This window comes from Vibrio sp. Isolate32 (genome assembly GCF_022397955.1).
Lineage (GTDB): Bacteria > Pseudomonadota > Gammaproteobacteria > Enterobacterales > Vibrionaceae > Vibrio.
Map to the genome: position 1 here is coordinate 30970 of NZ_JAKEUQ010000025.1, position 12999 is coordinate 43968.

At 45.1% G+C, this 12999-nt stretch carries 11 protein-coding genes and 2 pseudogenes; 8 read left to right on the forward strand and 5 right to left on the reverse strand.

The features are described 5' to 3' along the window. Positions 1–2 precede the first annotated feature (2 nt). Positions 3–926, forward strand: coding sequence for an ABC transporter substrate-binding protein (locus L1D11_RS17355; RefSeq protein ID WP_239832262.1), 924 nt, complete (start codon positions 3–5; stop codon positions 924–926). 114 nt (positions 927–1040) lie between these two features. On the opposite strand, the gene L1D11_RS17360 is transcribed toward L1D11_RS17355, so the two are convergent. Beyond that, entirely contained in the window at positions 1041–1250 is a 210-nt protein-coding gene (locus L1D11_RS17360) for a DUF2986 domain-containing protein (RefSeq protein ID WP_061016915.1), read from the reverse strand. A gap of 97 nt (positions 1251–1347) precedes the next feature. Between L1D11_RS17360 and L1D11_RS17365 the strand changes: the two are divergent. Beyond that, positions 1348–1863, forward strand: a pseudogene (locus tag L1D11_RS17365) (GNAT family N-acetyltransferase). Between the two features lie 2 nt (positions 1864–1865). Further along, a complete protein-coding gene (locus L1D11_RS17370; protein ID WP_239832263.1) occupies positions 1866–2261 on the forward strand; it encodes a nitrous oxide-stimulated promoter family protein in 396 nt (131 codons plus the stop codon). A 101-nt stretch (positions 2262–2362) separates the two neighbouring features. Here the strand turns inward: L1D11_RS17370 and L1D11_RS17375 are convergent, their stop codons facing one another. Next, positions 2363–3760 (reverse strand): MATE family efflux transporter, encoded by a 1398-nt coding sequence (locus tag L1D11_RS17375; RefSeq protein ID WP_239832264.1) that lies wholly within the window; start codon positions 3758–3760, stop codon positions 2363–2365. A 50-nt stretch (positions 3761–3810) separates the two neighbouring features. On the opposite strand from L1D11_RS17375, the gene L1D11_RS17380 reads away from it, so the two are divergent. Together L1D11_RS17380 and L1D11_RS17385 are read left to right on the forward strand one after the other, a co-directional pair. Continuing rightward, positions 3811–4704: an AraC family transcriptional regulator gene (locus tag L1D11_RS17380; protein ID WP_239832265.1), complete on the forward strand. Its 894-nt coding sequence runs from the start codon at positions 3811–3813 to the stop codon at positions 4702–4704. A gap of 107 nt (positions 4705–4811) precedes the next feature. Further along, positions 4812–5029, forward strand: a pseudogene (locus L1D11_RS17385) (hypothetical protein); the annotation flags it as partial. A 103-nt stretch (positions 5030–5132) separates the two neighbouring features. Here the strand turns inward: L1D11_RS17385 and L1D11_RS17390 are convergent. Continuing rightward, positions 5133–6284 (reverse strand): MFS transporter, encoded by a 1152-nt coding sequence (locus L1D11_RS17390; protein WP_239832266.1) that lies wholly within the window; start codon positions 6282–6284, stop codon positions 5133–5135. A gap of 262 nt (positions 6285–6546) precedes the next feature. After that, positions 6547–7578 carry an AraC family transcriptional regulator gene (locus tag L1D11_RS17395; RefSeq protein ID WP_239832267.1) on the reverse strand — a complete coding sequence of 344 codons (1032 nt, stop codon included), beginning with the start codon at positions 7576–7578 and terminating at the stop codon, positions 6547–6549. Between the two features lie 389 nt (positions 7579–7967). Here L1D11_RS17395 and L1D11_RS17400 point away from each other — a divergent pair, with 389 nt between their 5' ends. After that, entirely contained in the window at positions 7968–9575 is a 1608-nt protein-coding gene (locus tag L1D11_RS17400) for a long-chain fatty acid--CoA ligase (RefSeq protein WP_239832268.1), read from the forward strand. Next, complete coding sequence (locus L1D11_RS17405; protein WP_239832269.1) at positions 9568–11235, forward strand: GMC family oxidoreductase N-terminal domain-containing protein; 1668 nt, start codon at positions 9568–9570, stop codon at positions 11233–11235. The genes L1D11_RS17400 and L1D11_RS17405 overlap by 8 nt, the downstream gene beginning before the upstream one ends. A 109-nt stretch (positions 11236–11344) precedes the next feature. Here L1D11_RS17405 and trxC read toward each other — a convergent pair whose 3' ends face one another. Further along, complete coding sequence (gene trxC / locus L1D11_RS17410) at positions 11345–11779, reverse strand: thioredoxin TrxC (protein WP_008224637.1); 435 nt, start codon at positions 11777–11779, stop codon at positions 11345–11347. 122 nt (positions 11780–11901) lie between these two features. Here trxC and L1D11_RS17415 point away from each other — a divergent pair, with 122 nt between their 5' ends. Then, a complete protein-coding gene (locus tag L1D11_RS17415) occupies positions 11902–12999 on the forward strand; it encodes a ketoacyl-ACP synthase III (protein WP_239832286.1) in 1098 nt (365 codons plus the stop codon).

The window sequence follows — 12999 nt, forward strand, 5'->3', positions numbered from 1 at the left end:
TTATGACTTGTTTAATGAATCGTATCGCTAGTTCAGTAAAAGCAACGGCCCAAGTGAGTGTGCTTGGTAGTGTGTTAATGGCTGGTTCTGTGATGTCTCTGGACGTGAACGCAGAAGACATCTTAACTAGCACCCCCGTGACTTATGCGTTGGCAACAGAGCTAACTAAAGGCACCGACATTACGACCGAGTATCTGCCACCCGTTCGCTATGGTATTGACCGTCTGCCAAATTGGTTTGGTACCAAGGGCGCTAGTAAGGTACTTCAATCGGGTAAAAAGGCGACGGTTGCTGTAACGTTGTCATCGATCTGGCAAGCAGATCCTACGTTTGTTTACGCAAGACAAGGCAACATCCGCTTGGTTGAAGTGGATGCCGCTCAAGCGATTACACCGCGTGCTCAAGGTGTTGCCGCGTTGACGTTAGCAAATGGCGAAGTGTCTAAATACGCTTGGTTAAACCCAACCAACTTAACGCGTATGGCAGCGATTGTGGCTGACGACTTTAAGTTGTTGTGGCCTGCACAGGCGGAGACGATTGATAGCAACTTACAACGTGTGATGTTGGATGTTCGTGAACTGATCAACAAGCAGCAAGCGGTATTACTCGACAATGACGTAGATTCAGTATTATTGCTTTCAGAAAGCTTGGAGGATTTCGCGTCTGGCAGCCAACTTTTTGTTGAAGAGCGTATGTTCAAAGCCGAATTGGAATGGACAGACGAAGACAAAGCCAAGCTTAAAGAGATGTTTTCGGAAGATGATGCTCTATGGTTAGTTACAGCGAAAAAGCCAAGCAACTTAATTAAATCATTGGTACCGAATGAGCGTATCTTAGTGGTTGATTCTGTTGATCGTTGGGGTAGAGCAGGAATCAACGCGAAAGCACCGTTTGCTCGTTGGGAAGTACAGCCATTCAAAGGCTAATCAGTACGATTACAAATGGTAGGATCAAAAAAGCAGCCCAAATAGAGGCTGCTTTTTTGTTCTTGTCTGTTGACTCTGAAAAGAGTGTCAGACAAGAGGATTGCGAGTATAAACTTACTCTGCAGTTTTTGTCTCTTCAGCTTCAACAGTTGCTTCTACAGCACCCTCAGCTTGCTCTTGAGCCGCTTTAGCTTGTTCTTCAGCTTCCATTTTTGCACGGTCAGCTTTAGAAATGTAGCGAGGCTTGTTGCTACTATGCAGTTTAGAATTCGCCTGTTTCTGCTTCTTTTTTAGAATTTGATTGATTTTTTTCTTACGGTTCATTGCTGCATAGCCTTGTATTTAGTTTAGGCGGTGGAGGATAATCATTTTAGCTCTAGAACTCAATATTTACATGGCATTCAGCAAGGAAAATATCACTATGCAGGCAGTCGAGACCGAACGTTTACGATTAAGAATGATCACACCTCAAGATGCGGCGTTTATTCAACGATTATACAGCTCAGAAGATTTCCTGCGTTACATTGGTGACAAGGAAATCAACGACACTGAAAAGGCTGTCGAGTACATCGAAAACAACATTCTGAAGATGCATGAAGAGAAGGGTGTCTGTTTGTTGATGGTTGAAATCAAGGATTCTTCAACCCCAATTGGTATTTGCGGATTAATTAAAAGGGATAGCCTAGAGTCGCATGATATTGGATATGGTTTTGTTCCTGAGTTTTACGGTCAAGGTTATGCCAAAGAAGCGGGGGAAGCGATAATTGAACAAGCTAAGTAGAATGCTGATATCGATCATTTAGTTGCTATCACTACCTCTGATAACATTCGAAGCATCGCACTACTAACTAGACTTGGCTTTGCGTTCGAGCGGGTTGAAGACGTGATAAGTGAAAGCGTAAATCTCAACCTGTATAGCCTCTCTCTGGATAATTAATCATGTTCCAACATAACAATATTCTACAAGGCGAACTCGCGACGGAGTACAAAACCGTTATCGCGATGGTGCACATATACTGCAAAGATCACCACGGTGAAACTCGTCAGAATAACGCGTTATGTGAAGAGTGTGAGCAGCTGTTACGTTACGCAGAAACACGACTGGATAGATGTCCTTATGGCGAAGCAAAACCAACCTGCAACAAGTGTCCGATTCATTGCTATAAACCTGACCCAAAAGAGCAGATGCGTTTAGTGATGCGCTATGCTGGGCCACGAATGTTGCTTAAGCATTCTATTTTAGCAATTCGACATGTAATTCATGAGAAACGGAAAGTGCCAGAAAAGCCGCTACCGAACGTATCTAATCGCCATATCCGAATGAACAAGAAGTAGTGAGTAAGCTAGAGACTATTCTTCCACAAACAAAAAAGGTCTGATTTCTCAGACCTTTTTTTGAGCGTCATCTTGTTTAGATAGTTGATTACTTCACAAGCTTAAGCCGCTTGTGGTTCTTCATAAGTAACCGTCAGGTTGTTGATCCAACGGCGACTCAAATAACGGTGTGAACAAATAGCCAGCTTCACCACTTCTTCAACTAACATCAGGCCATAGATGTACTTGAAGTCCCATCCCGCGACAAATGCGCCGTAAACACAAACTGGAATGCCGACCATCCACATTGCGATGAAATCCATACGCAGGCAGAACGCATTATCGCCACCAGCACGAATAATACCGTTAATGATCACCATGTTGAGCATACGAATGACAACTGCAAAGCACATGATCATCATCGCTGGAGAAGCGAGCGGGTATAAAGCGTCTGTGGTTAAGTTTAGCCATGATAGAACATGCTCTTTACCCATAAACAGTAGCAATCCTACAACCGCGCCAAATCCAATAACGGCTTTAATGAATGTCAGCCCCATACTCATTGCATCATCGAATTCATCACGACCGAGTGAGTGACCAAGCAACACAGAACACGCAACCGAGATACCAAAGAATATCGAGTAGCACAGCGACTCAAAAGGCGCGAGCATTGAGAATACCGCGAGCTCCGTTGTGCCCATGTGACCAAAGATCATTTGGTATGCCATGGTACCCATTGCCCACAACACTGCGTTCATCGTTAGTGGCAAAGCAATACGACGGTAAGACAACCATAATGATGGACGATGTGGTGAGCTAGGCGTGGTTAACAACCAGTGTTTACGCACGCGCATGTAGCCATACATCAAGCAAACTTGAATTGCGCGAGCGAGTGTCGTCGCCAGTGCTGCACCAGCAACACCCATAGCGGGGATACCAAAGGCACCTTTGATTAGAACGAAGTTAAGCGCGATGTTGAGGGCAATCGTCACCGCACCAAGTAATAGAGGGGTTACGGTGTCACCTGATGAGCGCATGCTTGCTTCTACGACGACAACAATGTGAGTCAGCAGTAAAACAGGGAAGCCATACCATAGGTAAGTCGCGCCAAGCTCAATCACGGTTTGGTCGCTGGTTTGCAACATCATTAAAAACTGAGAACCAAGAGTGATGATTGCAGTCACTGGCAACAGAACTTTTAAGCCAAACACCATCGCGATAGATGATACCGTTCGCGCGCTTTTCCGGTCATTCTTTCCCCAGTATTGAGCGACTAATGTTCCGTTTGCTGAGGCCAACCCTGCCATAATCATAATAGCAACGAAGTGCCATTTTGATGCAATTCCCACAGCGGCAGCTGCTTCCATACCAAAGTCACTGACCATTAACACGTCAGCAAGGGCAAGAACAGCAACCAGCGCACTTTGCAAAGCAACAGGCAAACCAAGTTTTACGATACGAGGTAAGATGCTCTCTGGCTTGTTATTCATAGATGAGTTAGGGTTGATGTTAGTTGTCATAAGCTCTCCGATTTATGGCAGAACTATAGTGATTTGAGTGAAGTAACAACATGTTTAAAAAACAACAAAACCTGTGCGAATCCGTCATTGATAGCATGAAGCCGAAATCAACGTGGCAAGATGACGTGTTTCTTGCAGAACAGTGTAAAGAACGTTTTTTGACCGTTGAAGATATCCCAGAGATGAGAAGCTGTGGTGTTTACATGGGGGGAATGGCAAAGCTGCATGATGCCTACTGGGTTGAACGCGAATCGGTGAATGTTCATACGTTGATTTTTACTCAAGAAGGGGGCGGAATATTAACAACCGCAACCTCAGTACAAGCTATTACGCCTTATACGCTTGTGGTTCTTCCTGCTGAAACGCCATTTCGATTTGAACTTGATCCTCAATACAACTATTGGAAAATGGCGTGGATGCTGACGCCAGATACTCCTCAGTGGCAACACATCGCGAGTTTGGGGCAGAGCATTGTGCCTTTTGGAGAGTGTGAGCAAATCTGGTCGCTGATGAATTTGGTTCACTTTGAAATTGGCGGCAGAGCGAGTTATCGGAAGTTGCTGATGAGTGAAATCATCCGTACGTTGACCGGGTTTGAACCCAAGTCGACCAGTACGACAGCGCGTGTTCAGGCGCTGTACAACGAAATTGAAAGTAGTCTGCACCTACCTTGGACGGTTGCAGGGATGGCGGAGCGAGTGTTTATTAGTGAAGAGCAATTAAACCGAGTTACGAAGTCGCTATTCAATGTGTCTCCACGAAGCAAATTGATTCAGTTGAGAATGGATAAAGCAACCAGTTTGCTAAAGCAACAAGATTGGTCAGTATCTATGATTGCTAATCGTCTCGGTTATAAAGACCCTTATAATTTTTCTCACCGTTTTAAGAAACATTTTGGCTTATCACCTAGTCAATATCGTAAGAATTATCGGCTCACAAGCTAACTGTTTGATCTGAAAAATAAAGTAAAATGTAAGGTAGTATCAAGAGCCAATTTAGGCCTGAATCTGCTGTATAACACGATATAAAACAGTGTTCATTTTTGATGTTCATTGTAGGCACCTTGTCTGAACCTCATCGTAAGGTACTTTTTTATCTTTATCAGAACAAAGGTGTAGTTGTTAGCAAGAATATTCTTAAGCGTGTTGGGTGGTCAGGGAAATCGGTAACGTCCTCTTAAGTGCTGGTTGCAATCTATGAAGGTGCCGAATGGTATGCTGTAAATTTCTATACACCATACCAAATGAAGGCTATTTGTTCCAACCCTAGTGTAATCCTCTAAATCTCCGCTTACAAAAAAGGGCGCTTCATTTGGACATATTGTCTTTAGTGAAGAGCCCCTAAGTGTATCGCTCAGCAATAAGATAACGACTTATTCGCCCGCAATTTGTAGATGAGAGCGTTTAAGGCTCGCAATCAACATGTAAATCGTCGTCGCTAGTAACGATGCAAACAGGTAAGTGAACAACCCTGCTTGTGAATCCATGAAGCTGTCTGCCACAATTGGACCCGCAACTGAACCGATGCTGTAGCAAAGCAGCATGATTTGAGTCACTGACACCAAGTAGCTTGGATCTAAGTTACGGCAGCCCAAGTTAATTGCAATAGGGTAAAGTGCGAACGTCGCCATGCCTAGCACGAACAGGCTCATGCCTAGTACGTAGAAGTCATGATTGATCGTTAGTACGCCAATGCTTGCAACACCTAATAGGCAGAACAAAGCCATCAACAACACTTGTCCTACATGGTGAGATAACCAAGTCACCATCGGCTGTACAGCCATGCCACCCATGATCACTAACGCCATCAAACCACCAATGTCTTCATGCGCAATGTTACGTTGAGCAAGCTCTACAGGCATTAAACCGTAGATCGCACCAAGTGTAAGCCCAGACACGATGCAGCCAATTAAAGCGCTGTGGCTTAACTTACTGACTTGTTTTAGAGACAAAGACTGAGCATCGTGGATCTGTGGTGGTGTCGCTTGTCCGTACATCAGCACAATGATCGCACCAAATAGCAGAGTGAACATCGCGATAAAAGGTACGCCGCCACTGATACCTAGGTAACCAATACCTAATTGACCAACTGCAGAACCTCCGTATAGCGAACACATGTAAATCGCTAAGCGTTTTGCACGTTGTGATTCGTCACCGCTCATCAGCCATGATTCAACAATGACGAAGATACCTGCAACCGACACACCCGCAACAAAGCGCGCAATTAGCCAAACTGCTTGGTGTGGGATTAATGGCAACACAAGGATCGTTGCGATGAACACGCTCAATGCCATTACAAACGCGTCTTTGTGACCAATACGTGCAATCGCACGCTCAATCAATAACGTGCCCGCTAAAAGGCCTGCATAAAAGGCACTCGCCAACCAACTCGATAGATTACTGTCTAGGCCGTATTCAGATAGCATTAATGGCAATGAACTCATTAAGTAGCCTGAAGCGATCGCGTAGAAAGCCAGTGCAATAACTGGAACGGTTATGCGAGTTGTTGGTTGGATGTTGTCCAATGCAGGAGCCTCCGAAAGTGTGAGAAACGATGAATTTTCCGCGACTATGGGGGAGAAACCGAATTGGGTAAAACGAATAAAAATGGTCGTTAAGATAAAAGAAATTTGTCGACTGGCGAAACTAAAATACCGTTACAATATTTGTTGATTTCACGAGATTTTATGTGGCCAAAAAGCCGTTCAACCCTTGTTCATTGGCTATTTAATTAAGAAGGTTAAAACAAATTTATTTGTAGCGTTGAAATTAAATTTGAAGTGCAGTTTACGATACGAGCGCTTCTTTTCGGTATTGACGTGGAGAGCTTCCACTCCATTTGCGAAAAGCGTGACGGAAGTTCGCACTATCGGAAAAGCCTACTCGTTCAGATATCTCTTCAATACTCATTCGAGTTGAAGAAAGATAGTGCCGGGAAAGGTGAAAACGAACATGATCGAGTATCTTCTGATAGCTCGTATCGGCGGCTTTAAGGTGTCTGCGCAGCGTTCGAGAAGACATCCCCAATTCTGAAGAAATGGATTCTATCGATGGGTAACATCCCGGCCTTTCAATCAGCATCTGTGACACTTTCTCTTTTAGGCTGGTGGGTGTGCTAACTTTTGCCAACATGTCATCACACGATTTTAAGCACATTTGTAAAGTGATGGTATTGGCGGTAGGAAGAGACGAATACAAGGTGGTTGCGTCGAACTCCCATTCAAGACGGTCACTATTGAATTCAACCGGGCAGCGAAAAATTTCTGTGTATAGATCACCGTATTCAGGTTTTGGGTAGGGGAATCGGATCACTTGAGACGGAAAGGGCAGCTGTAAGACCTCTTCGCACAAACTGTGTATCGCCGCAAACCAGTATTCACAACAAAAGGGCAACAAAGAATCGAGTTCGATAAGTTGCTCGGCACGAAAGTAGCCAACGTTGTCTTCTACAGACATAGTTTTCCTGAGAACAGGGCCGGCAAGTTGCAGATACTTGAACCCAATTAAAAAGGCATCGAGTAGTGTCTCGCTGCTAAACACCGCATAACCGAGCACTCCGAAATCGCTGAACCTTGCTTGTTGGCCGACTTTAAGCCCCAAACCGCCTTCGTCACTGTTCGCCAATGCATTACTAAACACCGCCAACTTTTGCGCCAACGTAATGTGCGTGTCTGGTGTATTGAGCTGAAGATCATCAATGTTACTGCCTTCCAACAACGCTTCGATACTGAGAGCCGGTGACAGGTAACGATGCAGTAGTTGAAGATCAAGAATACCGAGTGCTTGCATATCGGGTTCGTAGACTGCGGTGTATTCCATAGGGTGCCTCTTGTTGAATATCGTCATCTTAACCGAACTTTTAACATTTACGCCTGTTGCTTGTTCTCACTTTCCCAAGCTTGTTCAAACTTTTGCTTTATGTGTGCAAGGTTTTACTTGGCTTGATAGAGCTATGTCCGAATATCACCGGTTTTTGTCTTTTTGAAACCTGTTCGAAATGTTATCAAAATGTTGTAATTTGATGGGTTGCACATTGGAGCGTCTCAAACATTTTGCTCAATACCTACTATTTTGCTCAATAAATATTCTTACCTACATGACACGCCAATGTGCAGGCTCTGATAGCAACAAAGACAACACTTATTACAACGATTAAAACGTCTAAGGCGAATGTGACCGCTAGGTCTAGCCAAATAAGGAGATCATAGATGCACAATCTTGCTGTTAACTTGGAACGTAGCGCTTCACTGTTTCCAACTAAAGCCGCTCTGCGTATGGGCTCGGATGAAGTCAGTTTCGCTCAGTTGGAACAACTTGCTGGGAAGGTAACCGCCAATCTAGAACGACTTGGGTTAAAAAAGGGCGATAAGGTTGCGCTGTCGTGTCCTAATGTGACTTATTTCCCCATTGCTTATTACGGCATTCTAAAAGCTGGCTGTGTCGTAGTGCCTTTAAACGTGTTGTTTAAGGCCAGAGAGATCGCTTACCACCTCAATGATTCTGATGCGAAAGCTTATTTATGCTTTGAGGGCAGTGAAGAGTTACCTATTGGGCGCTATGGATTACAAGGTTTTGCGCAGGCCGATAACTGCGAACATTTCGTGTCTATGCCAATACCAAACGGCGCAATACCCACGCTCTCAGAAAACCACGAGCAGCAAGAAACGATTGCAGATTGGCTAGCACAACCTTTGGATGCGTATGAGTCCGTGGCTTGTCATGGTGATGACACGGCAGTGATCCTTTATACCTCTGGCACAACAGGTCAGCCAAAAGGCGCTGAGCTTTCTCACACCAACATGCAAACCAATGCGATGGCGTCTCAGTATTTAATGAGATTGGAATACAGCGACACGACGATGGCAACACTTCCTCTGTTCCATAGTTTTGGTCAAACCGTAATGATGAACGCGAGTGTGTTGACGGGGTCAACCATGGTCTTGATTCCGCGCTTTGAGCCGTCACTGGTGATCGATCAGATCATTAACCATAAAGTGAGTGTCTTTGCTGGCGTTCCCACTATGTATATCGCGTTGCTAAAGGCAGGAGAAGAGTCTCCTGACACTTCAGAAAAAACAAATAAACGGTCTGAACAGGTTAAACATAGCTTGAGGCTTGGCGTGTCTGGTGGTGCTTCCATGCCACTTGAGGTTATTCGTCAGTTTGAATCGCGCTTTGAATTACCGGTATTGGAAGGGTACGGGCTATCTGAAACGGCGCCCGTTGCGACTTTCAATCATATCGATGGTGATCGTCTGTCGGGCAGTGTTGGTCAGCCGCTGTGTGGTCACCTTATCAAGATTACCGATGTACAAGGTAACGCAGTGGCAATGGGAGAATTGGGCGAAGTCTGCATTAAGAGCCCAAGTGTCATGAAAGGTTACTATCAACGACCTGAAGCAACGGCAGAAGCGATCAGAAATGGCTGGTTTTTAACGGGTGATATCGGACGCGTTGATGAGCACGGTAACTTGTTCATTGTTGATCGTGTGAAAGACATGATTATCCGAGGTGGTTACAACGTCTATCCGCGAGAAATCGAAGAAGTATTGATGTGTCACCCTGATGTGGAAATGGTAGCGGTGGTGGGTGAGCACCATGAGCAGCTCGGTGAAGAGATTCATGCCCATGTGGTGCTTCACGAGCATACCCAATGTGACAGCAAAGCCTTGATGGCTTGGTGTCGTGAGCAACTCGCGGATTACAAATATCCTCGTAAGGTGTTCATTCGTAGTGCATTACCCATGACGGCAACAGGTAAAATATTGAAACGAGAGTTGCATCCTCTAGAAGTCGCGGAGGCAATCAATGGATAACTATGACTTTATTATCGTGGGCGGTGGCTCCGCTGGTTGTGTGATGGCTTCTCGGTTGTCTGAAGATCCAAATACGACCGTTTGTTTGTTGGAGGCTGGTGGTAAAGACACGAGCCCATTTATTCATACTCCAGTGGGTGTTGTGGCGATGATGCCGACTAAGCTCAATAACTGGGCGTTCGAGACAGTTGAGCAGTCGGGCTTAAATGGTCGTAAGGGCTATCAACCTAGGGGTAAGACACTCGGTGGCTCTAGCTCTATCAATGCCATGATGTACGCTCGTGGACATCGCTATGATTACGATACATGGGAAAGCTTAGGTAATGATGGGTGGAACTATGAATCGTGTCTGACTTACTTTAAGAAAGCAGAGAATAACGAAGTCCATCAAGATGAGTATCACGGTCAAGGTGGTCCTTTAAATGTAGCGAATCTTAGGTCGCCAAGCCCTATGTTGGAGCGCTATTTAACCGCGTGTGAATCGATAGGTGTTCCTCGCAATGAGGACATCAACGGTGCCGCTCAGTTTGGTGCCATGCCGACGCAGGTGACTCAGTTGAATGGTGAACGATGCAGTGCGGCCAAGGCGTATTTAACACCGAATCTATCGCGTCCCAACCTCACTGTGGTCACTAAAGCAACCACACATAAGGTCTTGTTTGAGGGTAAGAAAGCGGTAGGTGTTGAATACGGATCGAGCGGCAAACGTTATCAGATCCGATGCAACAAGGAAGTCATTTTGTCTGCTGGTGCTTTTGGGTCGCCCCAGTTGCTGTTGCTATCGGGCGTTGGCGCTAAAGATGATTTGGCGGTTCATGGCATAGATCAAGTTCATGAGTTACCGGGAGTGGGTAAGAACCTGCAAGATCATATCGACTTGGTTCACTCATACAAGTGTAGTGAAAAGCGCGAAACTTTTGGTATCTCGCTGCAAATGGCATCTGAAATGACCAAAGCTTTACCGCTATGGCATAAAGAACGCCGTGGCAAGATGAGCAGTAACTTTGCAGAGGGAATCGGTTTTCTTTGTTCCGATGATCACATCGCTGTGCCGGATTTAGAGTTTGTATTTGTGGTCGCAGTAGTCGATGACCATGCGAGAAAAATTCATACCAGTCATGGCTTTACCTCACATGTCACATTATTGAGACCTAAGAGCCATGGCACCGTGACACTGAATAGCACCGATCCATATGATCCGCCAAAGATCGACCCTGCGTTTTTCAGTCACCCTGAAGACATGGAGATTATGATTAAAGGGTGGAAAAAGCAGTATCAAATGCTGGAAAGCGAAGCGTTCGATGATATCCGTGGCAATGCTTTTTATCCTGTCGATGCTAGTGATGACAAGGCTATCGAGCAAGACATCCGTAACCGCGCTGATACTCAATATCACCCTGTAGGAACCTGTAAAATGGGACCGAATAGTGATTCATTAGCCGTGGTGGATAAAGATCTTAAAGTGCATGGGGTGAACAGCTTAAGAGTCATTGATGCGTCGGTTATGCCGACATTAGTCGGGGCCAATACTAATGCGCCAACCATAATGATTGCTGAGAAAGTCGCTGATCAAATTAAAAAGCAATATAGCTTGGATAAGAAAGACAGTGTAAATAAGCAAGGCGCGAATGAAAGCGCAGAACATGAAATGACGGGTTAGAAGCACAGATTAGAGATAACAGTTGGATTTACAATAGGTTAGGGAGCCTTATCCATTGAGGTTCCTTAACCTATTTTGTTTGTTGATTACTCAAAGAACCGAAACAAACTTACTTAGTTAGAGCTTGATTAAGCCATTGATCAAATTGACCTTTTGGTAACGCACCGTTGATCGTGTCGACACGTTTACCATCCTTAAATACCATCACAGTAGGAATGCTTCTGATTTGGTACATTGCTGCAAGTTGTTGTTGGGCTTCGGTATCAATCTTAACGAATCGAACATCTCCAGAACGCTCTTTTGCAACGTCGCTGAACACAGGGGCAAAGCCCACACATGGGTTACACCATGTTGCCCAGAAATCGACAACTACAGGCTGTGAACTGTTCAAAATAGATTGGAAATTCAATGACGTGCCTTCGATTGGCGCGCCGTCTAATAATGCGTTTTTGCATTTACCACAAGTTGGGCTTTCTGAAATTCGCTCTGAAGGTACTCGGTTTACGCCACCACAAGAAGGGCAACGTGTGTTGAATGTAGACATAACTTTCTCTTTTTATTGCAACTCCGTGTCTAACGCGATTTACGAATCACGCACGGAACGCTTATACTGTTTAAAACAAGAATACGATACTTAAATAAAAACAAACAATAAACAGGTAAATGATGACAAAATTTTACGCCGAGATTACTGGCTGGGGAAAGTGTCTGCCACCAGCCGTGCTGTCCAATGATGATTTAAGCACTTTCATTGATACGTCTGACGAGTGGATTCGTACTCGAACTGGTATCGAAAACCGTCGTATCAGTCATGTAAATACCTCTGAGCTAGCGACTGTTGCTGCTCAACACGCAATGGCGTGTGCTGGCCTTACTGCCGAAGATATCGACCTCGTGATCATCGCAACATGCAGCCCTGATTCTCTTATTCCAAATACTGCGTCTAAAGTTCAACAGAACCTAGGCATCAAGAGTGCAGCGGCTTTTGACCTTAACGCGGCATGTACTGGCTTCATTTATGGTGTTGAAACTGCGACTCGATTGATTCAAGCGGGCAACTACCGCAATGCTATCGTTGTCGGTGCAGAACGTCTTTCATTCTTCATTGACTGGACCAAGCGTGATACTGCGGTTCTATTCGGTGATGGCGCTGGTGCTGTTGTTCTATCTCGCACTGAACAGAAAGTTGGCCTGCAAGAAGCGCAGATCGGCTGTGACGCTGAAGGCCGCAATATTCTAGCGGTACCAAAATTCGGTACGTCTATGGACCGCTTCGCAGCAGACAACGGTTACTGGGACTTTGATTTCGTAGGTAAAGAGATCTTCAAACGTGCGGTTAAAGGTATGGGGGCTGCTGCACATACAGTATTGAGCCGTACTGGCATCTCAACGGACAACATCGATGTTGTGATTCCACACCAAGCAAACATCCGAATCATTCAAACTCTGTGTGATATGGCGGGTATTGAGCGCGAAAAAGCGTTTGTTAACATTCAAAATTACGGCAACACCTCGGCTGCGACTGTGCCAATTGCATTGTGTGAATCGCTAGAGCAAGGCTTTGTTAAACCTAACTCAAACATCCTTGTAGCGGCATTTGGGGCTGGTTTAACTTGGGGTGCTGGCCATATTAAATGGGGCAGTCGTGTTGAACCGCTAGGTCAATCAGATGCTAGGCTTCCAGAAGTTGATAAATCTGCTTTAGAGCTTTTAGAGAGAGCCATTTTACACTGTAAAACGCGCCCGAACGCAGACAACGAATAG